General features: G+C 36.3%; 14 protein-coding genes and 1 other RNA gene. 3 read left to right on the forward strand and 12 right to left on the reverse strand.

Annotated features, from left to right (window positions below; genetic code table 11):
* The first annotated feature begins 90 nt into the window (after window positions 1-90).
* Complete coding sequence (locus GQN54_RS08980; RefSeq protein ID WP_160633209.1) at window positions 91-7,308, forward strand: GEVED domain-containing protein; 7,218 nt, start codon at window positions 91-93, stop codon at window positions 7,306-7,308.
* Window positions 7,309-7,363: 55 nt separating this feature from the next.
* On the opposite strand, the gene rnpB is transcribed toward GQN54_RS08980, so the two are convergent.
* Both rnpB and GQN54_RS08990 read right to left on the reverse strand, forming a co-directional pair.
* An RNA gene (rnpB, locus tag GQN54_RS08985) (RNase P RNA component class A) lies at window positions 7,364-7,713 on the reverse strand.
* 11 nt (window positions 7,714-7,724) lie between these two features.
* Entirely contained in the window at window positions 7,725-8,288 is a 564-nt protein-coding gene (locus GQN54_RS08990; protein ID WP_160633210.1) for a Smr/MutS family protein, read from the reverse strand.
* Window positions 8,289-8,347: 59 nt separating this feature from the next.
* Between GQN54_RS08990 and GQN54_RS08995 the strand changes: the two genes are divergently transcribed.
* Entirely contained in the window at window positions 8,348-8,902 is a 555-nt protein-coding gene (locus GQN54_RS08995) for an NUDIX domain-containing protein (RefSeq protein WP_160633211.1), read from the forward strand.
* Here GQN54_RS08995 and GQN54_RS09000 read toward each other — a convergent pair.
* The 8 genes from GQN54_RS09000 to surE all read right to left on the reverse strand — a co-directional run bounded on the left by GQN54_RS09000 (window position 8,899) and on the right by surE (window position 19,302).
* Complete coding sequence (locus tag GQN54_RS09000) at window positions 8,899-9,765, reverse strand: DUF2279 domain-containing protein (protein ID WP_160633212.1); 867 nt, start codon at window positions 9,763-9,765, stop codon at window positions 8,899-8,901. The genes GQN54_RS08995 and GQN54_RS09000 overlap by 4 nt on opposite strands.
* Before the next feature lie 29 nt (window positions 9,766-9,794).
* Entirely contained in the window at window positions 9,795-10,151 is a 357-nt protein-coding gene (locus tag GQN54_RS15440) for a Rieske (2Fe-2S) protein (protein WP_160633213.1), read from the reverse strand.
* Window positions 10,152-10,250: 99 nt separating this feature from the next.
* Window positions 10,251-13,787, reverse strand: coding sequence for a M4 family metallopeptidase (locus tag GQN54_RS09010; RefSeq protein ID WP_160633214.1), 3,537 nt, complete (start codon window positions 13,785-13,787; stop codon window positions 10,251-10,253).
* A gap of 97 nt (window positions 13,788-13,884) precedes the next feature.
* On the reverse strand, window positions 13,885-15,933 hold the full coding sequence (locus GQN54_RS09015; RefSeq protein ID WP_160633215.1) for a ComEC/Rec2 family competence protein: 2,049 nt from the start codon (window positions 15,931-15,933) through the stop codon (window positions 13,885-13,887).
* A 35-nt stretch (window positions 15,934-15,968) separates the two neighbouring features.
* Window positions 15,969-17,111: a SpoIID/LytB domain-containing protein gene (locus GQN54_RS09020; RefSeq protein ID WP_160633216.1), complete on the reverse strand. Its 1,143-nt coding sequence runs from the start codon at window positions 17,109-17,111 to the stop codon at window positions 15,969-15,971.
* Entirely contained in the window at window positions 17,112-18,230 is a 1,119-nt protein-coding gene (gene lpxB, locus GQN54_RS09025) for a lipid-A-disaccharide synthase (protein WP_160633217.1), read from the reverse strand. It lies immediately after the preceding gene.
* Window positions 18,231-18,533, reverse strand: coding sequence for a hypothetical protein (locus GQN54_RS09030; protein WP_160633218.1), 303 nt, complete (start codon window positions 18,531-18,533; stop codon window positions 18,231-18,233).
* Entirely contained in the window at window positions 18,523-19,302 is a 780-nt protein-coding gene (surE, locus tag GQN54_RS09035) for a 5'/3'-nucleotidase SurE (protein WP_160633219.1), read from the reverse strand. Before surE ends, GQN54_RS09030 begins: the two co-directional genes overlap by 11 nt.
* A 99-nt stretch (window positions 19,303-19,401) precedes the next feature.
* Between surE and GQN54_RS09040 the strand changes: the two genes are divergently transcribed.
* The gene (locus tag GQN54_RS09040; RefSeq protein WP_160633220.1) at window positions 19,402-20,577 is read left to right on the forward strand and encodes a BaiN/RdsA family NAD(P)/FAD-dependent oxidoreductase; all 1,176 of its coding nucleotides are present in this window, start codon (window positions 19,402-19,404) and stop codon (window positions 20,575-20,577) included.
* Here the strand turns inward: GQN54_RS09040 and GQN54_RS09045 are convergent.
* Window positions 20,554-21,705, reverse strand: coding sequence for a lycopene cyclase family protein (locus GQN54_RS09045; protein WP_160633221.1), 1,152 nt, complete (start codon window positions 21,703-21,705; stop codon window positions 20,554-20,556). The genes GQN54_RS09040 and GQN54_RS09045 overlap by 24 nt on opposite strands.
* A gap of 120 nt (window positions 21,706-21,825) precedes the next feature.
* Window positions 21,826-23,727 (reverse strand): molecular chaperone DnaK, encoded by a 1,902-nt coding sequence (gene dnaK / locus GQN54_RS09050; protein ID WP_160633222.1) that lies wholly within the window; start codon window positions 23,725-23,727, stop codon window positions 21,826-21,828.
* Between the last annotated feature and the right edge of the window lie 100 nt (window positions 23,728-23,827).

Raw genomic sequence — 23,827 nt, forward strand, 5'->3', positions numbered from 1 at the left:
ATTTGAGTTGTTCCTTCCCGGAATAGACTCCTGAATTCTGACTAGATAGGTTTATTAAATTGTAACTAATTATTTATTAAACTTTTATTTATGAAGAAATTATCCTTATTGATTTCAGCATTTATTCTTTCCATCATTATGTATGGTCAAGTATTAAATGAAGGCTTCGAAGGTACTTTTCCTCCCACAGGATGGACACTGGATACTATATCTGGTAATGCAAGCTGGGTGGCAAGTGCCAATAATAACAATTCAACGGTTTCTGCCCGAACGGGTAGTAATATGGCCTATTTTTATTCAGGAAATTATAACGACGACCAAACGTTATTGATTACTCCTTCATTTGACATTTCAACTACCTCCTCTCCGGAATTACGGTTTTTTCATACTCAAGTTGATTGGTCAGGCGATCAAGATTCTTTGAGAGTATTTTATAAAACCTCAGCTGCTGGCACATGGACACTTCTAGCTAGTTATACAAATGCACAGCTTTCATGGATAGAGCGAGTTCTTCCATTACCTGCTCCTTCAAACGATTATTATATCGCATTTGAAGGCACTTCTGGTTATGGTCGTGGAGTGACAATAGACGATGTTACTGTAGGTGCAGCTCCTAGTTGTCTTGCTCCTATGGCTAACTCATCTACGTATAGTTTGACTTCCAATTCAGCAGGTGTAAGTTGGATTGAAAATGGAACAGCAACTTCATGGAGAGTTGAATGGGACACTGCAGGATATGCTGCTGGTACAGCAAGAAATTCTATGGTAGTCGTTTCTGATACTTTTTTATTGATTACAGGACTTACCGCAGAAACCGGTTATGATTGGAAAGTAAAAGCCCTTTGCTCACCTACAGATTCAAGTGTGTTTAGTAACTCTTCGTTCTTTACAGGCTATTGTGCTGTAGGTTCTTCATCAGGAGATTATATTTCATCAATTACTAGTGTAGGTGCTTCACAAAATATTTCTTATACTGCTTCTAGTCAGCCTTCAGGGGCATATTCAAATGAAACTTCTCAACTTTTTTCTTCATTCCAAGGAGCTACGTTTGATGTCAATACTAATTATGTTGGTGGTAATAATGGCGTAAATATTTGGGTAGATTGGAACAACGATTTGGACTTTGACGATGCAGGTGAGATTATTGGTAATTCATCAGGAGCTTCTGCTCATACTATTTCAGTAACCATGCCCGCTATGGCACCTGTAGGTACATACCGTATGAGAATAAGAGCTCAATGGGGAGTAACAAGTCCTCCTTCTTGCGGAATTGTTAATTATGGTTCTACAGTTGACTTCGAATTAAATTTAACCGCTCCCCCTGCATGCTTAACTCCCTCTCCTGCAGCGGAAACAGGTTTAAGCGCTACAAGTGCAACTTTAAATTGGGTTGAGAATGGTTTTGCTACTCAATGGGAAATAGAGTGGGATACTGCAGGTTTTACTTTAGGAACTGGAAATTCTGTTATTGTAAATACGGATACCTTCACTACAATAATGGCTTTATCAGCTCAGAGCACATACAATTGGTATGTAAGAGCGATATGTGGATCAAACGATACCAGTGGTTGGACTTCAGTTTCCACTTTCAATACTCCATGTGCACCAATTTTGGCGCCATTTACAGAAAGTTTTGATAATACCACGGTACCGAATTGTTGGTCAAGATATCAAGTAACAGGTTCTGGATGGGTATTTGGAACACCAGGATTTTCATGGAATAACTCAGGTTGCCCTAGTTCAACACCAGCTGACCATACAGGAAATAGTGGAAATTATGCAGCTTTAGATTTTTCTGTACCTGATGCAGGTGTAGTATTGGAGTTGCCTACAATAGATGTTTCTGCCTTGAACAACCCGATGCTTAGTTTTTACTTTCAAATGTGTGGCCAAGGATATTCACCACTAAATGTTCTTTTTATTGAAGCGTATGATGGCACCAATTGGAATATTGTTACTACCATTCAGCAAGGAACCACAGGTTGGGAACTCTTTGAATTTGTTGTTAGCTCAGCAATTATAAATACTAACCAAGTTAAATTAAGATTTAGAGCCGAAGATGGCGGTGGAGTGCAATACTATGGTGATATGGCTATTGATGATGTTTCGATAATCGAGGCTCCATCTTGTCCTGACCCAACCAATTTATCTGCTTTAATTGCTTCAAATACAAGCGCAGATTTAAGTTGGACTGAAAATGGTTCTGCCACTACTTGGCGTGTTGAATATGGGGCTCCAGGTTTTACACCAGGAACTGGTACTCAAACTGGCTTGGTCGGAAATCCATTTACCCTAACAGGGTTAAATACAAATAATAGTTATGATTATTATGTTCGATCTATCTGTGGAGCTTCAGACTCAAGTCAATTAGTTGGACCATTTACATTTACAGTTGGAATGCCGCTTTCAGGTATTTATACTATTGATTCTTCAATGAGTACAAATGGAACTAATTTCCAAAACTTTACTGACTTTACTGCTGTAATTAATCACTTTGGTGTTGCGGGTCAAGTAACTGTGAATGTTGTTGCAGGTTCTGGACCATATAACGAGCAAGTTATTTTCAATACAATCCCAGGTGTTTCTGCAACAAATTCAGTGACGATTAATGGAAATAACAATACTATCAACTACGAAGCTGTTTCAGGCGATTATAGACAACTTGGTTTCGATGGTTCGGAATACATTACCGTTAGAAATTTAAATATAACAAGTTTAAGCACTACTTATGGATATGGAGTTCACTTTACAAACGGGGCTTCTAACATATTTATTGACTCTTGTAACTTTGATTTGAGTTCAATTACTAGTACAAGCTCTTCAAATTCTGGTGGCGCAATTAGTAGTTCTAGTGTAACATCTACTACAGGTGGTGCAGGATCTAACTACATTACAATTGCAAATTCAACCTTTGATGGAGGCTCTGGAGCAGGGATGTATTATGGAATGCGATTTAATGGAGCTAGCTCTTCTGCTATGGATAGCAATATTAGAATTATTAACAATCAAATTAGTAATTTTTATATCTATGGAATTGCTTTAGATGATGTTTCCGCTTCATATATTGAAGGAAATGATGTCAACAGAGCAAGTAAAATTTCAGTTAGTTCTTTTTATGGTTTGTATACCACAGGAGGATGTGAAAGAGATACTATAAATGCAAATGCATTTCATGACTCACACACCTCAGCTTCAAGCCTTACCGGACTTTCCTATGTTATCTATAATTCAGCTAACGATGCCCCAGCTAGCGGACCAAATATATTTGTTAACAATTTAATTTATAACATCAATAGCAACGGTACTACATATGCGATCTATAACTCTGGTAGTGATTACCAATATTATGTTCACAACACTGTTTCTTTAGATGATCCTAATGCAACAGGTGGTACAACAAGAGGTGTTTACCAAACTACTGCGGCAACTGGCGTCCTTGTCCAAAACAACATTATTTCTATTACCAAAGGTGGTTCAGGAGTAAAACATGGATTGTACTTTAACACATCGACGTCTAGCATTATTTCTGACTACAACGACATCTATGTAAATAGCTCTGGAACAGGAGCTCAATATTATGGTTACACAGGTGGAAATAAGTCTTCATTAGCTGACTGGCAAGCCTCTAGTTATGGATTAAATAGTTTAGATGTTGACCCATTATTTGTAAGCAATGTATCTGATTTAACTCCAGGTAATCCATTAATTAATAATATGGGTACTAATTTAGGTGTCCCTACTGATTTCTATGGAGTTGCAAGAACTGCAACACCAGACCTTGGAGCAATTGAATTTGTTCCTCCTGCATGTATTCAACCAAGTATGGCTTCTGCTTCTGCTATTGGAACAGATAGTGCCATTGTTTCATGGGTTGAAGGTGGAAATGCAACTAAATGGGAAGTTCAATTTGGAATTACTGGTTTCACATTAGGTTCAGGAATTTCAACTATTGTTAATGTCGATACTTTTATGATCATAAATGGATTGACATCAAACACTAGCTATGATTTTTATGTGCGTGCAATATGTGGGAGTAGTGATTCAAGCGCTTGGACAAGTGCAACCACTTTTTCTACTTTATTCCAAACATGTGGGCCTTCATCAGCAACTACTCTGCCATTTATCGAAGGATGGGAAAATTTAAATGATACTGCGACTGGTCCTGCAAATATTATTTGTAATCCAGATTATACTTGGTACATATTATCTAACGATCCAAATGGAAGAGCTAGATACGGAACTGCTGCTGTATTAGCTTCATCAGGTTCTGGTGCAATTACTCTTGATGCGATTACAACTTCAGCTGTTATTGCGAACGACCTAATTCTAACATTGGATATTGCTGCCTACAGCTCTGCAACTGATTTAGAGTTATTGTTTGATTACGCAAATCACGGAGAGGAAAATCAAGCAAATGATAGTGTTTGGATTCGTGGTAGTCAATCAGATTCATGGGTTGGAGTATATGATTTATATGCGAATAGACCGTCTACAGGTGCATACGCAAGTGTTGGACCTATTGATATAGATGCTGTATTAACGGCTGCAGGTCAAACCGTTTCCTCTACTTTCCAAGTACGATTTGGTCAGGAAGATAACTTTCCTGCAACTTCTCCAACTGCTTCAGACGGTTTTTCTTTTGATAATATCTCAGTAAGACAAACCCCACTCTGTTTGGCTCCAACTACTTTATTTACTTCGGTGATAACAGCAACCTCAGCTGACTTTAGTTGGACTGACCCTAATGCTTCTGCTGCTCCTAATTACCAATACAGTTATGGGCCAGTAGGATTCACAGCAGGACAAGGAACACAAATGGTTGTTGCTTCAGATTCAGTTACAGTTAGCGGATTGGCTGCTGCTACGACGTATGATTGGTATGTTCGTTCACTATGCGGTGGAACAGATACTAGTGCATGGTCTTCTGTTTCTACATTTACAACGAGCTGTGCTACTTTTACTGCTCCTTATACCCAAACATTTGACGGGAATACTACGCCTATATGTTGGTCGCAGTCTGCAGTATTAGATGGACCATGGGTATTTGGTGGACCAGGGTTTAGTTGGAACACACTTGGTTGTTCATTCGTACCAACTGATCACACAGGAAATTCTGGAAGTTTCGCAGCGCTAGACTTCTCTGGTTCAGGCGTTACCGATGTAGTTCTTGAAATGCCTGTGGTAGATGTATCTACTTTAACTAACCCATATTTAGAGTTTTACTTTGTAATGTGTGGAACGGGTTATACTCCAATCAATAAATTATATGTTGAAGCTTTCAATGGTACTTCATTTGTGGCCATTGATTCCATACAGCAAGGAACGAATGGTTGGAAGTCGTTTGGTTACGATTTAACGAACTTTAAATACAATACCAATGATGTTAAAGTTAGATTTAGAGCTTCAAGTGGTTCAAACACTGTGACTATGTATTTAGGAGATCAAGCTATAGATGATGTTTCTATTAAAGAAGCTCCTGCTGATAACTTAGCTGTAACTGCAGTTGTAAATCCTAACAGTGGTTGTGGCTTAAGTGCGACAAGTACCGTAGAAATGACAATTGCCAATTTAGGTGCAGTTGCACAAAGCAATTTCTCAGTTGGTTACGCTGTAAATGGAGTATCAATAACTCCTGAAACGTATACGGGTACAATTGCTCCAAATACATCAGCAAACTATACCTTCACTACTCCTGCAAACTTAAGTGCAGGTGGAACTTATGTAATTGATGCGTATACTTCTTTAGCAAATGACTATGATATGTCAAATGACACTATGACCAAAACAGTGATTAGTTTAACTTCTGTAAGCACATTCCCATATAGTGAAAGTTTTGAAACTAACGCTGGTGGTTGGATAGCAGGTGGAGTTAACTCTTCATGGGCTCTAGGAACGCCTACAGGCTCCCTTATTGATACTGCTTCAAACGGAACGCAAGCTTGGGTAACAAATCTGACAGGTAATTATGGTGCCTCTGAATTTGCATATGTAAATAGTCCTTGCTTCGATTTTACATCAGTAGCAAATCCATACTTGGAGTTAGATATTTTCTATGACATCGAATTTCAATGGGATGGAGCATTAATTCAGGCCTCTAGTGATCAAGGTGTGACTTGGAGCACTGTAGGAGCACAAGGTGATACAGTTAATTGGTATAATGATACGGCTGATGCAGTTGCGGCGGTAGACCCAACCGGTCAATCTTGGACAGGTGATGCTACTTTAGGTAGCCAAGGCTGGATTACTGCAAAACATGCTATTGATGGTATGGGAGGATTGCCTTCTGTACAAATTAGAGTATTGTTTATTTCTGATGGATCTGTATTTGCTGAGGGTTTTGCATTTGATAATGTGAAAATCTACGATAAAGCCCCTCCTGTTGCAACACTTCCATACTACCCTATTGGTACTATTAATACCGTGGATCCTATAACAGGTGTAGCTGACTCAATAGGTGTTAACTGTTGGACTTCAGGTACAGTTGCAGGTGTTGACTTGGATGGTAATGCAGGGTTGTCATTTACTATAATCGATCAGGTTGGATCATCTCCACAAGGAATCAATATTTTCAACTTTAACGATGTGAGTAATTATGTGGTTAATGAAGGTGATTCTATTATGGTGAGAGGTGGAATTCTTCAATTCAATGGATTGACAGAATTATCACCTGATTCAATTCGAATTATTGCCACAGGAAGATCTCTACCTCCACATCAATTGGTAACCTCATTGAGTGAGGCTACTGAATCACAACTAATTGAAGTGAGAGATTTTGTAGTAATTACTCCTAGCGGAAGTGGTTCATACAATATGACCGCAACAAATGGAACTGATACTATAACAATTAGAGTGGATGCCGATACAGACGTAAATGATAGTTTGTCTGTGGCAGGAAGAGCTCTTGTTGCAGGAGACACGATTTGTTCATTAAAAGGAATTGGTGGTCAATTTGACAGTTCAAATCCTTATACAAGTGGATATCAAATTTTCCCAATGCGATTCTCTGATATTGACACTACGTCGTGCTTAACAATAACAGGAATTGTTCAAAAGGATGAGACTGGTTCAACTATCAACTTCTATCCGAATCCGAACAAAGGACAGTTTAAATTGAGTATATCAGGAGTAAATGCAAACCATTCTACTTTAGATATTGTAAACATAAACGGTCAAATTGTTCATTCTGAAAACCTAATAATTAATGGATCTTTAAGTAAAGACATCAGCATTAATGTTGAAAAGGGTGTTTACTTTGTTAGATTAATAAATGAAAATGGTGTAAAAGTTGAAAAACTGATTGTCGAATAGATTCCGCTTTCTTTAAAATTAAAAGCCCTTCCCGCATGTGCAGGAAGGGCTTTTTTAATAAAACAAACCTATAAGCCGGGTTCTGTTTCCACCTAAATGGACTTCTATCATTTATCTAATCGGTCTACCCTCCGGGATCAGGCGAGCAACCCTCAAGCCCCGGTTTATTTGACTTTTCAACCCGCAAGGTTTACCTAGCTATCACCATTACTGATAATACTGGTGAGCTCTTACCTCACCGTTTCACCCTTAACTCGCCGAAACGAGACGGTCTACTTTCTGTTGCACTTTCTGTCATGCTTTATTTCGAAAGCATGCCCTTAGTTTCTCTAAGGTGCGGTGCTCTTTGTTGCCCGGACTTTCCTCTCTAATTATTTCTAATAGAGCGATAGAATAGTTTGCTCTGCAAAACTACATTATTTATGAAGATTTCTGATCGTTATTTCAGTGGCACCAAAACCATACTTTCGTGTATTGGCATCCATATACTCTATATTGGGGTAATTGTCTCTTAAGATGGTTCTTATATTCTGCCTTAAAATCCCTTCACCTACACCATGAATCACTACTAATTTTGAAATCTTAAAGGCAATAGCTTCGTTGATACAATCTCTAAAATGTCGAATTTGAGTCTCTAACATCTCGCCAGGAGTTAATTTCTTCGGTTCTTCCACAAGTTCCTCTATGTGCAAGTCAATTTCAAATGGTGCGTGATTTTTGCGAACATCACTATTATAAGGAATAGAAGAGGTGAACTTTTTTTTAGATTGCTTTAACGACTTACTTTCAATTACTGCTTCTCTCTTTTTGTAGGTTACCGTATTATCTTCATTTAACTTTAATAAGTCATCTTCGGAAAAAGGTAATTCCATACCCATATCGGTTTCTACCATTATTTGCGAAGGTGAAATAATTTCAACAATAATCCCTTCTCCAACTTCATTCAATAACCTAACTTTATCGCCAACAGTAAAAATCATTATTTATCTTTTCTGAACTGCAAATATCGAATTCATTTGCTTCAGATGAAAATATTCTTATGAAACAAAGAGGATCTTGGAAAATAAAATCATCAAAAGAAATCTATGACAATGCTTGGATCAATGTGACTGAGCATAGCGTTATTAATCCAGGTAATGCAGAAGGAATTTATGGTGAGATTCATTTTAAAAATATTGCCATCGGTATAATTCCATTAGATGAAGAATACAATACGTGGATTGTAGGTCAACATCGATTCCCTATTGACCTTTATAGCTGGGAAATAATAGAAGGTGGTGGTCAGATTGGCGTAGACCCAATAGAATCTGCAAAGAGAGAATTGGCAGAAGAAGCAGGTATTGTGGCTGAAAACTATGAATTAATTCTGCGCATGCACCTTAGTAATTCAGTCAGTGATGAATATGGATTAATTTACATTGCAAAAGGATTGAGCTTTCAAGAGTCTTCACCTGAAATAGATGAGGAATTAGTTATCAAAAAAGTTCCTTTCAATCAACTCTATAAATCTGTAATGAATGGAGATATGACAGACAGTCTAACTGTTGCAGGTGTTCTTAAAACAAAAATTTTAATCGATCAAGGAGTAATCTAAAAATAAATAGGATAAAATGTTATGCCCTTCTCCTCTTGAAAACGAAGGGTAGGCATAGGAATTTTGATAAAATTAAGTGTTCTAAAAGCGGTTTTCAATACTTTTGATTTCGTAGGAATTCGCTCCAAATCAATATCTAATGACAAATAATACTGTCGATATCGATTAACCAATGGTATAGAGTTACCTGCTGCGTTTATTGTTGGGTTACTTCCACCTCCAAACATTCCTGTGGCACTATACCCCCCACTTACACTTAACCATTCGGGAATATAAGTTAGATGTGTAACATCCTTTAAATTCAAAGATATCCAGTATGTTTGTCCGTTATAATCCTTTAGAATTGAAGCAGTAGCATTTTCTCCCAAAGTCTCAGGTCGATACTCAGGAAATTCTGTGGAATGATAGGAAAATTTCACAATCGCAATTTGCTTATGGAATAATAATTCTTGACTAATCGCTAAAGAGGCTCCGAGAGTGTTTGCAGCCATATCCCCCCAAGAAAAACCCCACTTGGACGAAAAACCATCTAAAACCTCTACCCCACTCAGAAATGCTAATCCCAGTACACCGCCATAATATGCCGCCTTTTTTTGATTTACTCCACTCCATTTTAATACATCAATCCCTAACTTTCCTGTTTGATAAGCCGATGCTAAATGACCTACCTTGTCCATTTGCAACCATTGGCGATTATCATTAAAGAAATGAAAATTCCCTTGTTCATTATCTGCATACCATTGAGTACTTAGGCCTGCCAATACTCCAACATACAAAACAGATTCGGTTAGGATTACCGCTTTTAATCGCTTCTTATTAATAGCAGTAGAGTCTTGACAATAACAATTTAATGTAATTGTCATACCTAATAAATATGTGAGAACTGACCGAATCAAAATCCTAAAAAATTCTTTTTGAAACCTATCCAATACTTGTCATCATGCAATATAACAGGGTAATTTTCTAAATAAAGTCCGTGTCCTCTTCCAGTTTTGAGATCAAATCCATACCTATGGATTGGACATACCACCTTCCCGTCCTTACATTCTGAGCGAAATAATGAAGCACCGGCATGTGGACATTTATCTTTAAACGCATAAATTTCATCATCGTACTTTGTTAAACAAAGCCATTCATCTTCAATAAAACACCTAATGATTTTCCCCTCAGCTAAATTATCCACAATGGATCTTTCTTCCGATGTATATATGACTTCCCAATTGTATTTATTAATCTCTATTTCTTTCACTTGATAAATATAGTCAGATTTATATTTGTATAAAAAACAAAAGCGTCTTACAAAATTATTGCAAGACGCTTCTATTCTATAAATAAAGATTAAATTGTATTAATCAATTACCACTAATTTCATAACTCTATTTATGTTTTCACTTTGAAAAGAAACAAAATAAATTCCTTTCTCAAAAGTATCAGTGCTAACACTTATGGTACTTTTACCGGCATTTATAGTTCCATTATGGATTTTCTTAACTAATTGACCATTAATATTCGTAATAAAAACATTTGCTTGCATCGTCATGTTTAAGTTCATATAAACCTTGACATCACCATTCGTTGGATTAGGCATCAATTTCATTGAAAGGCTATTCGTATTAGCTACAATTGAAGTCGCTATACAATTAGGATCGTAATAAGCTGTTACCGGTATTCTTGAAAACTTACAAACTTCTTGTACTTCCCAATCATAGAAGAAATAATAGTAATCTAACGCAGCTCCCGAAGCACTATTGCTAGTAATACTAACTATTCCGTTATCGTAGGGATACTTTGCACCAGCGTTATTCCTAAATAAATTAGGATTTGAATTTAACGCCACACCTAACTGATAATCAACCCCTACTGGAACATCAAAATCTAAAGTTACTCGTTGTGTTCCATTAGGAATGTTAACAACTTTACTTTCTAAAATAGCTCCATTACTATTTCTTAACTGGATAGTTCTGTTCCCTGCTCCATCAGCATAAACAAGAACTGATTTCAATTTAAAAGCTTTTAAAGCAGTAAAATTTAGATGCTGATTTCCTGCGAATGAAGCTCCCGTTCCAAATGAGTTGTTTTTTGGACCTACAGATACTCTTCCAGCAGAACTAGTTGCCTCTGCGTAATAGGTGACATCATTAGTTACCAATGGAGCAGTAAAAGGATTTCCGGTACCAACCAAATTTCCTCCAGAGGAAGCATCATACCAATTAATTGTTCCAGTACCCGTTACTGAAATCACTGCAGCTCCATTTGGACAAGCCGTATCAGACTTAAAGTTGGTGACTCTAGGACGCCTTACGGTTACATATGAATTTCTTACAGTTGAGTCTGTACCAAATGAATTGGAAGTAACTAATTTAACATTATAAACTCCATTAGTAGTATATGCTTTATTTGGATTTTGCTGAGTAGATTGAGTTCCATCACCAAAATCCCACGCCCATGTTGATGGACCATTTAATGAATAATCAAAGAATTGAACGCTTCCTGAGCAAGTTGTATCCTCACTCACATAAAAACTTGTGGTTGGTGCTGCTGTTGGTAAAATACACGTCCAATTAATTTCAAATCCTCCCTCAGTTTGACCTACATCAGTAATAAACCTTAAAGTAATTGCACTTCTTGTTGAGGTTATAGTCGTTGGAATATTATTATTACAGAAAACCCCTAAACTAGGGTTATTTACTGAAGGGCCATCAAAAACTTCTAAATAATCATAATTACACGAATTTCCTTGTCCGGCCTCCACATCAAAATTGATAAAATCTAAACGAACAGCACTTGCTCCTGTAGGTGCAATAGTTATTGTAGAATTGGTATTATCCTCATAATTTGCAGAAGAACCACCTGAGTCAAATAGCTTCCCACTACAACCAGTTTGAGTTACGTTTACTCCATTAGTTAATTTAGTATTACATAGGTTCATGGTATCAACTGAAATATAACCCAATTTCACTATGGAATCGATTCCACAAGTTCCTCCGTCGGTTATTAATGTAACATCAAAGTTTCCAATTGAAGTATAATTTTTTACAGGGTTGTAGGCTGTAGAAGAAGTACCATCACCAAATCTCCAAATAAAACTAGAACCATTATTACTGTTGTTTTGAAAAACAACTCGGTGTGGTGCAATACAAGAAGATGTATCTGTAGAGTTAAAGTCAGAAAGGACTCCTGGTTGATAAGCATTACCAACACCAACTGCATACCATGCGTTGGTTACAGATTCCACTTGACGTGAACAAGCTCCATATAAATCTATTGCAGAACGAATAGAATAAAACCTTGCATCTGCAAAATCAGAATTTTGTGATAAATACACTGTTAAAGTTCTAAATGCGATTTTACTAGCAGTATCAATTCCTAATCCATTCACGGAGTAGTTATTGGATAAATCATTCGTTCCAGTTCCTCCGTTTGTTAACAAATAAAACCAAAAATTTTGAACCCCACTATTGGAATGCACTCCACAATAATCATTTGATTGAAGAGGAGTACCACAATTAGGATTCGTCCAAGAATTTCCTCCATAAGTATCTGGATCACCAAACGCATTAGGATTTACCATACTTCGAATGGCATTTCCTAAATCGTCTCCTATTAACCAATCTGCATTAGTAGGACGCGCATAAAATTCAATCGCAGTACCAAAAATATCAGAGAATGACTCATTTAACGCGCCGGATTCTCTTTGGTAAATAAGGTCCGCTGTATTAGAGGTTAGTCCATGAGCAATTTCATGACCCGCAATATCAATAGCTGTTAAAGGTGAATTTAAGCTTGAATTAGGATTCCCATCTCCATAAGTCATACGTTGACCATCCCAAAAAGCATTGGCATAATTTTGATCATAATGCACATAACTATATAAGGCAAAACCATTTCCATCAATACTATTTCTATTGTGAATATTCAAAAAGTAATCATAGGTTTGCTCAGCTCCCCAGTGCGCATCTGTTGCATATTCGTCTTGCTGCGCATTCACATTATTCCAAACATTATCAGTGTCTAAAAAGTCAACAGCTGATCCATATGAAGTTCCGGTATTGCAATCTAATGTAATAATCCCATTTCCACGTTCTGCTTCTCTTAACCTGAAACTGTTTACTGCCGTACTGTCGGTAGTGATTACTCTTGTGCCACTATAAGCTGTATTAGCTGTACCTTTAGAATCGCCAGTATGAATTTGACCATTCATAAAAATCAATTCACCACTTGTAGCATCAATATAATATTCAGCTCTTGACATAGGTTCGTGGGCGTAAATATTAAATTTCCAAGCCGTTCTATAGTCCTTCTTTTCATAATCAATATGATGAGGAATAATTACCAATTCCCCGCTTGGGTAATAAGTGGCATCTGCATCATTCATAATTATTTTAAGATGCCTTTCCTCTTCTTCAACTTCCCATTTGTATCGATTAGCCCCGATATGGTTTAATGCAAAAAGTAATCCTCTCTTTTCTGATAGAGAAGTATTCAAATTATAATTAGATAACATTAATGCAAATCCATTAATTGACTCTATTCTGCCATTTTTTGAGTGAACAATGTATCTAGCATGTTCAACTTTAACACCTTTGTAAAATTGCTGATAGGTGGCGTGAGTATAACCAAGACCATCTCCTTCTGTCTTTAGGAGTTTAAATGTAGTACCAGGACTTCTCTTAAAAATAATTTTTAAGATAGACTCTAATTGAGTGTCAGATGGTTGACTAAAATCATTAAATCTGATATACGCTGGTGCTTCTGTTTTAGCGGTATACCTTATTTCTACTGCTCCGTTTATTTTAGCTTGAGCATCTGCACCTGTTAAGGTGTTTGCTGACAATGTAATGGATAAAACAAAAAGGAAGAATAGAGTTAAAAACTTATTATTCATATAATTAAACTATGTATGTGTAATTGCTTAATATAAAGCGACCCTAAATTAACAATTTATTTACGAAAGGGTTTTGTAAAGGGATTGACAAATGGGATTATCTCGTTATAATTACTCCTTTTTCTAACAGTGAATGAGTCATATTTAGATTGACTTCCCAATTTCTGGCATCCCATGGTTTTAAATTTGAAGAAAGGTATATCATCTTTGCGTTCTTAAATACCTGATTATTGTATTTTAAATCAATTATTTGTTCAAATTCATTGTCCAAAAAGTAGTTGAATAGCAATTCATTTTCATGTATAATAATAGAGCTAAAATCACTAATTACGATACTATTACCACTTATCTTATCAGCGTATACCCAATCTAATAAATTGGGAGAATTGATATAATATCTAGATACGCCAAGACTATCTAAAACCGGCTGAATGGAATAATTCCAATCTGACGAATTCTTTATGCTATCTACATCTGAATATAAAAAAGCCTCATCAGATCTGACAAGTGCGATGACATTTGCTTCTCGAATCGAGTAAAAAATAACATTCTCCTGATTAAATGAACGATACGATTTGTATAAGAATGAGGTAAAAAGCAGTACAACTAAAGTTAAACTTATAAAAATTCCCTTTTTCCAATACAACTGAAAAGCACAAATCATAAAAAATAGGATGAAATAAATTAGAAAAAGTTGTAAAGAGTCAATCCATAAACGATCTATAGAAGCATATGGTAATGAACTTATATTATTGATGCCATATGCCAAAAAGTCGCCCAAATGGTCAATCAACCAACCACAACCTTTTGCCAATTCAGAAGATAGAAAATGAACTACAATTAACAGCAAACCACCTACTAAAAGCATAAATGCCATAGGAATTGCTAAATAGTTAGATAATAAAAAATAGGTAGGAAATTGATGAAAATAATAAAGAGCGATTGGGAAAGTTGAGATTTGTGCCGCAAAAGAAACGACAGTCAATCCCCAAACAGAATTCCAGATTCTATTATTGGTTTTTAAAAGCTTAAATAGTAATGGATAAATGGAAACAATGCCTAACACTGCAATATAAGATAGTTGAAAGCCAACATGAAATAGATAGTTAGGATTCATAACTAAGATAAAAAATGCTGAAGCCGCCAAAGTATTGTACACATTTGGATGATTTAACTTCAGGTTAGCAATAACTATAAATGAAAACATCCAAACCGCTCTTAATACTGAGGGTGATAATCCAGTAATAAAAGCGTAACTCCATAAGAATATGAGAATTATAATTGCTTGGAGACGCTGATATTTTTTATTCTTAAATAAGAGGTTGAACAAAAATTCCAACACCTTATAAATTATTCCTACATGTAAACCCGAAACTGCTAATACGTGCATCGCACCAGCAATAGAAAAGCCTTGTTTTAGTTCTACCTCCAACTCAGATTTATCTCCTACAACCAACGCGCTCACTATTGCCAGTGCTTCTTTTTTCTTTAGATATTTTTCAAAAATGTATTTAACTTGACGCTGAACTTTTTTAGCGATAATGATGGGAGAAAAGTATGTTCCGACTTCTGCATTTGACCAGTTTTCAGAGGAAAGGTAGGTTTGTTGATAAATATACTTTCTTTTCATAAAGTTAGCATAATCGAATGTAGCAGGATTTTTACGCCCTTGTATCGATTGAAATTGCGAACGAAAATAGATTTTATCCCCAACTTCTAATTCCAATGCCGCACGATCCTTCTCCAGGTATACTAGAACATCATTGTTAATAAATCTACCGGCATCCCCTTCTGAAGAAATAATATTTGCGATAGCTTGCACTGAATTTTCCTTTTCTAAAGGATGGTCTATTATCTGTGCATAATAGATGTTGTTATCCTCCTCTGAAAACAAATAAATGTTTTGAGTATGAAAAGCACTTGCAAAATACCCTCCGATAAAAGAAGACATTAAATAAAATAGTCCAGGAATCCATCTATTATAATAGCTGAACTTTAATCTTAAGGAAAGTAAAAGTAGGGGAACGAATATCAATGCAATACTGAGTACTACATTGAATTCGATGTAAAAATTATCACAACAAACTATACCCAATGCAAACGCAAAGAACAACCGAACTAATGGAATTTTTCCCCAATGAAACACTGCTATTTGAATTTAATAGCAGACAAGTTAATAAATTAATCTTCTCTAAAGAACTCTAATGCAGAAAGATTGATTAGATGAACCCCTTTATAATACTTGTGAAGAATATCTGAATAGGAAAATCCAAGACGTGCCATTTCCATTGCACCTTGTTGGCAAAGCCCAACACCATGGCCGTATCCTCTTCCTTTCAAAACCACTTTATCGCCTCTATTGTACACTGAAAAAAAAGTAGAACGTAGTTTCCAGTCATATCGAATATCTTCAACAGGTAACATTGATTGATTCATGTAGCTTAATGCTCTGGTGGTCTGGTTAAAATCCTTTCGTAAATCTTCTCGCGAAACCTTTGGCGCCTTTGACATAACGTAGTTATACCAGCTGTCCTTCGCAATTTCCTTTTCCCAGAAGGCATTAGATGTTTTAATGCAAAAAGTGTCCTTTACAACGTCTAAGTAGTACAAATTTTTACTCCACACATCTCCTGATTTTACAGTTTGTCCTCCGCAATTACTGTGAAATGCAGCAGTAATCAAATCGATGTCGCTATCTACAATAACGATACCTCTGGTACTCAGACTTGCTTTGGTGATTTGTTCAAAAAATGTCTTTCCATGATATGCTTGACAATGAACTCGATCGCATAAGTTATACCCATCAGCGTAGTGCTTGTTTAAATTAGCTAAAGCATAAGTCCGGCAAATGATTGCTTGTAGTTTATGATACTCCTCTACTGGTTTTCTACCAACCTCAGCTTCAACAACACCTGCAATATAGTTATCTAAGTCAATATTGTTGACCAACTGAAGACCTTTATTAGTCAATTGGATTTTTAAATTGTCATCATATCGCGTATCCTTTACGATTGGAGACTTTATTGAAATTTTAAAATGATTATACCACCCTGTTCCAATAAAGTTTACTTTGCTAAAACTCCCAACCACACGGTTATTTTGAATCAATTGAATATGGGTGTCTACATACTTAACTACAACAATATCTTGTGAATTAATTTCTTTTAAACGGCCCTTTTCTGTGAATATAGTATAGCTACCTGCACGTGGATTAAACTCAAAATGACTCACGGAATAATCTGCAAAAATGCCAATATTGATCAATTCAGCATGAATCAATAAGGTGTTAAAAAACAAGAAGAGAATGCAAATCAGCGACTTCAATTATTGTAAGTTTTCTAGCATTAATCGAGCAGTCAATTCCGACGCTCCTACACCACCAAGAAGCTCAATTAGCTCTTTGTAATCTGCTTGCAATTTATTCCTCTTTTCTCCACCTATCAATACCTTACCTAATTCTTCTTTCAACATCTTGGTGTTAAGTTCTCCTTGTATCAATTCTTTTACCACTTCTCGATCCATAATTAAGTTAACCAAGGAAATATACTTCACCTTTATTAACTGCTTTGCAATGTGATAAGAGACAAAACTCCCCTTATAACAAACCACTTCAGGCACTTGAAATAGCGCCGTTTCTAATGTTGCTGTACCAGAAGTTACTAACGCCGCTTCAGATTGCTGCAGTATATCATATGTTTTCCCAAAAATGACAGAGATTGAATTATCTTTTAAAAATGGTCTGTAAAGACTTTCATCTTGAGACGGAGCTCCTGCAATTACAAATTGGTGATTTGGATAATCCTTGACGACACTCAACATAATTGGCAACATCGTTGAGATTTCTTGCTTTCTACTTCCGGGTAAAAGAGCAATAATTGGCTTTTTTGTCAAATCATTTGTCCTTAAAAAATCCTCGAAGGTTGGTTGTTCTTTTCGCTCATTCTCAATAGCATCAATCAATGGGTGACCTACAAAATCAACCTCTACTTCAAACTTCTTATAAAAATCCTTTTCGAATGGTAAAATAACAAACATCTTGTCTACCACTTTTTTAATCTTGTGAACTCGATTTTGTTTCCAAGCCCAAATTTGTGGAGAGATATAATAGAACACCTTTGTATTTAATGCCTTAACGTACTCAGCAATACGTAGATTAAATCCAGGATAATCAATCAAAATCACACAATCAGGCTGAAATTTGACAATATCTTGTTTACAGTGGTCAATATTCTTCAAAATGGTTCTTAAATTCATTACCACCTCAATAAACCCCATAAATGCTAAGTCTCTATAGTGTTTTACGAGAGTACCACCTTGCTCCTGCATCAAATCACCACCCCAAAAACGAAATTCAGCATTCGCGTCTTTTTTCTTTAACTCTTTCATCAAGTTAGAGCCATGTAAATCTCCCGAAGCTTCTCCAGCAATTATATAATACTTCATTTAAAGTGTTCCATTAACTAGTTTATAAACCACCACACCAAAAGCATATAAGAAGGTAGAAAATACAACACCTCTAGCAGCTTTGTCCATTTCTTTGTAATAAAATAAAAAGAATATTCCCATGTTGGAAATAGCACACAAACTCAAAATTTTCACCATTGTTTCTGCAAATGCCAACTTTCTTAAAAAATCAGGAACTTGAAGATATGCATATGTCGAGAGGTAAAATCCGCCTAAAACAAGAAGTGGTAATATTAGTCCCACAATTATTCCAAACAGTATCGTATCTAGTTTATCCCTCATTTTCCAACTCTTTTAATTGATCAATCGATTTGTAAGCAGTTACGTCATACTGAACAGGAACGATGCTAACAAAACCATTTGCTAAGGCCCATTCATCAGTATCCTCATTGTTCGGCTCATGATTGACAAATTTACCACTTAACCAATAATAAGGTTTACCTGATGGATCATGACGTTCGTCAAATTCCTCCTCCCAAACTGCATTAGCTTGACGACATACTTTAATCCCACGAATTAAGTCTGAAGTAAGAGCCGGAAAATTAACATTCCAGCAGGTGTGTTTTTTCATTGGGTTAGCTAAGGCGAACTTGATGATTCGCTCAATATATGCTGTTGCAGGTATAAAATCAGCGTCAATACTATGATCGCACAATGAAAAACCTATGGAAGGAATACCTTCAATGGCACCTTCTACTGCAGCTGACATCGTTCCGCTATATATTACATTAATAGATGAATTAGAACCATGATTAATTCCTGAAATGATTAAGTCAGGTTTGGATTCCAACACTTTTGCCATCGCTATTTTAACACAATCGACTGGAGTGCCCGAACAACTAAAAGCCTTTACTCCCTCAATTGGAGCAGGCACTATTCGTAGCATCGAATTCATCGTGATGGCATGTCCCATTCCACTTTGTGGTTTATCGGGAGCTACAACAACAATATTATTGGTTATTTTTTTAGCCGTTTCAATCAATGTTAAAATCCCTGGAGCAGTGATTCCATCATCGTTTGTTACTAAAATTAATGGATTTTCTATCGACATAATTCAACCTCTATAATTGAGTTACAAACTTAAGTTTAAAATAATAAAAAGCGATTGCTACAAGAAGGGTATAAACTATAGTTTTTCTAAGTTTGTAGTGTGAAGAAAAAGGTAGCTATAATCGGAGGAGGACCATCAGCATTAATCGCTGCATTCTTTCTAAGTGAGCAGTTCGAAGTTCATATTTATGAGAAAGAGAAAACAATAGGAAGAAAGTTTCTAGTGGCAGGTAAGGGTGGATTTAATCTAACCAATGCAATATCTCCAAAGGAGTTACCATTTAAATATACTCCTGAACCAAAGTTAGTCAGTGCACTTGCTGCCTTCACTAATAAATCTTTAAGAATGTGGTTGGCTCAGCTATATATTCCAACTTATGAAGGAACCAGTGGTAGAGTATTTCCTGAAGAAGGTATAAAACCGGTAGAGGTATTAAGACGGATTGAATACACATTATTGGAAAAAGGTGTGAAAATCCATACGGGCTTCGAATTAATTGATTTCGACACTGATTTGTCTCTGCAATTTAAAAATCAAAAAGAAAGGAAAGTAGATTTTCTAATTTTAGCATTAGGTGGTGCTTCATGGAGCAAAACTGGAAGCGATGGTAATTGGATCGACTGGATCAATAAAAAAGGGGTTACAACTGTGCCCTTTCAAGCGTCTAACTGTGGAATCGAAATAAACTGGCCTTCGTCCATTTTAGAAGCCCATGAAGGAAAACCTTTAAAAAACATTGCTGTCAGTTGTAATGGAACGACGCTAAAAGGAGAAGCTGTTATCACCAAATACGGGTTAGAAGGCAATGTAATTTATCCTATTTCTGCTCTAATTAGAGAGCTTATCCATAAAAAATTATCATTAGAGATTCTTATTGATTTGAAACCTCAAAATACTATTGAAGAATTGATTCACAAAGCATCAAACGCGAAGGAATATAAAAGATGTTGGCAATTAAACACCTCTCAAATAGCTCTATTTAAAGCATATTCAGACAAAGAGAGTTTCCTTTCGGTAGAAAAAGCCGCTGAAATAGTGAAAAACCTTTCCATTCCAATTAAGGGGCTTCGTCCAGTTGAGGAAGCCATTTCAACTGTTGGAGGAATCAGCTTTGATGCAATTGAAGATGACTTTTCTCTAAAGTCTAATTCCAATGTATTTGTAATGGGTGAAATGTTGGATTGGGACGCCCCAACTGGCGGTTTCTTACTACAAGGTTGTTTCTCTACAGGTTTTTGGGTCGCTAAAAAATTATCTAAAAAGCACTCGGAATAAAGCCTTCAAGAATGGGATTGGCGGAAAGGAAAGTATAATTTTCAACTCATCAATTAAGTTACTTTCCTCGTCCAAAAACCTAAAAATAAGATCAATCGAATTTCGTGTATACATGGTTTCAAAAAGTTTGGAGCCACTTTCATTTTCTTGTCTAAGCACCTCTAAAAAGATAGCGTCATACCATCGACCTCTCTTCTTCCATGGCACTTCATTTAATGGTTGATGGTGAATGATTCGCTGTGTCATCGCTTCTGCAAACTTCATTGAAGTTTTAAAAGAATAACCTGTAGATGGTTTCACCCATCCACCAGCCGTTCCTATTAGCGTAACATTTGGCAAATGATGTTTCTCAAATGGGTAATCACTCATAGGAATTACTCCTTGTTCCGTTTCAATGATTTTATATTGTTGACACTCTATATTTTCCTCTAAATAGTTTTGAATGGCTAAATCATATACCTCGTCTCTCACCAAAGTGGAATTAAAAAAGGTAAACTCCAATAATGCTCGATTGGCAGAGAAAGGCAACACATACATAAAACTACAACTGTTCTGATAGTTAACAGAAAAATCCATCATGGCAAATGAAGAATCGTCAAATACAGCCTGTTCAGTCTCAACAATCCATCCTTTAAAATGCTGCTTTAAATGAGTGAATTTATGTTCCTTAAAAAAATCCTCTGGTACCCGACTATCGAAAACGTGTGAAGCAACGAACTCATTTGAACTTGTTCTTATTCTAATTCCTGATGAAATCTCAATGATCTCCTGAACTTCAGACAATTCAAATGAAAATTGAGGTTTTGTTTTTAAGCTCTGATAAGCTGAGTTTAAAAATTTAGATGCATCGATCGTATAATAAGTATAGTCGTTCAGTGCAATTCTCCGCTCAAGATTTTCTGATTTAAATTGTGTGAACTTCCATTGCTTTTCAATTGAATCGGGGTATTCAAATGGTTCTTGCTGCCAAAAACTCCACTTTTTATTAACCTCCTTCCCAATATTAGAATCTAGAATTAGGATTCTTTTGTTGTCAAAAAAAGGTTCATTAGCAAAAGATAGTGCAAGGTTCATTCCTGCTGCACCTGCTCCAATAATTGCAAAATCGTATGTAGACTCTAAATTCAAAGCTTGTTTTTAATAGTACTCAAATTTAAACTAAAGCAGATGAAAAGCTATTTTGTTTTGGCTTAAATTAAAAAGGGCCTATTTCGTATGAAATAGGCCCTAGTATATATCTAAAAAGAATTATTTTTTCTCTTCAGTCACTTCTTCGAAGTCAACATCAGTCACTTCATCATCACCCTGAGCAGTTTGGCCTTGACCTGCATCAGCTCCAGGATTTTCACCTGTACTTTGATACATGGTTTGAGCAGCTTCTTGGAAGATTGAATTCAACTTATCCATTGCTGGGTCTAAAGCATCTAAATCTTGAGCTTCATGAGCTTTTTTCAATTCAGCCAAAGCAGCTTCAATTGGCTCCTTCTTGTCAGCTGGTAATTTATCACCAAACTCTTTCAATTGCTTCTCGGTTTGGAAAATTAAAGTATCTGCTTTATTCAGTTTTTCTACCTTTTCTTTTGCTTTAGCATCTGCATCCGCATTTTCTTCAGCATCCTTCTTCATCTTCTCGATTTCCTCGTCAGTTAAACCTGAAGATGCTTCGATACGAATAGACTGCTCTTTGTTTGTAGCTTTATCTTTTGCAGAAACATTCAAAATACCATTTGAATCGATGTCAAAAGTTACTTCAATTTGAGGAACTCCTCTTTGCGCTGGTGGAATACCATCTAGGTGGAAACGACCAATTGTTTTGTTTCCGCTAGCCATTGGACGTTCTCCTTGCAATACATGTATCTCAACTGAAGGCTGGTTGTCAGAAGCTGTAGAGAAAGTTTCAGACTTCTTCGTAGGGATTGTGGTATTTGCTTCGATTAATTTAGTCATCACACCACCCATAGTTTCAATACCCAATGATAATGGAGTAACATCTAATAAAAGAACATCTTTCACTTCTCCTGTTAATACACCACCTTGAATAGCTGCTCCAATTGCAACAACCTCATCAGGGTTTACACCTTTCGAAGGCTCCTTCCCGAAGAATGCTTTAACTGCTTCTTGAATAGCTGGTATTCTGGTAGATCCACCAACTAGGATTACTTCGTCGATATCTCCAACACTTAGTCCAGAAGCTTTCAGTGCAGACTTACAAGGCTCAATTGTTCTTTTGATTAGAGAATCTGCCAATTGCTCGAACTTAGATCTTGATAAAGTTCTTACAAGGTGCTTTGGTCCAGATGCTGTTGCTGTAACATATGGCAAGTTAACTTCTGTTGAAGAAGTACTAGATAATTCTATCTTAGCCTTTTCAGCAGCTTCTTTCAAACGTTGCAAGGCCATTGGGTCTTTTCTTAAGTCGATCGACTCGTCTTTGATAAATTCTTCAGCTAACCAATCTATGATTACTTGGTCGAAGTCATCTCCACCTAAGTGAGTATCACCATCAGTAGATTTCACTTCAAACACGCCATCTCCTAACTCTAGAATAGAAACGTCATGAGTACCTCCACCACAGTCAAAAACTACGATTTTCACATCATCCATTTTTTTATCTAATCCATAAGCCAATGCTGCTGCAGTAGGTTCGTTAATGATTCTTCTCACTTTCAAACCAGCGATTTCTCCTGCTTCTTTCGTTGCATGACGCTGAGAATCGTTAAAATATGCTGGTACAGTAATAACAGCCTCTGAAACTGTAGTTCCAAGATAATCCTCTGCCGTTTTCTTCATTTTTTGAAGAATCATTGCAGAAATTTCTTGAGGAGTATATTTTCTGTCATCTATTTCAACTCGAGCAGTGTCATTATCTCCTTTTACTACTTTATAAGGTACACGTCCAACTTCCTTCTCAATTTCGCTAAATTTATTACCCATAAATCGCTTAATCGAATAGATTGTCTTGGTTGGGTTTGTGATTGCTTGTCTTTTAGCAGGATCTCCTACTTTTCTTTCTCCACCTTCTATAAAGGCTACAATCGAAGGTGTTGTTCTTTTTCCTTCGCTATTAGGGATTACAACTGGTTCGTTACCTTCCATTACGGATACGCAAGAGTTGGTTGTTCCTAAGTCGATTCCAATTATTTTACTCATAACTTATTGTTTTATTCGGTTTTCAAAAATTCAAATTGATTTCGTTTCGACAATAGTCAATGACTATGCCAATAGAAAATCTTTTCTTAAAATTGAAATA

The organism is Acidiluteibacter ferrifornacis, from assembly GCF_009909615.1.
Lineage (GTDB): Bacteria > Bacteroidota > Bacteroidia > Flavobacteriales_E > Vicingaceae > Acidiluteibacter > Acidiluteibacter ferrifornacis.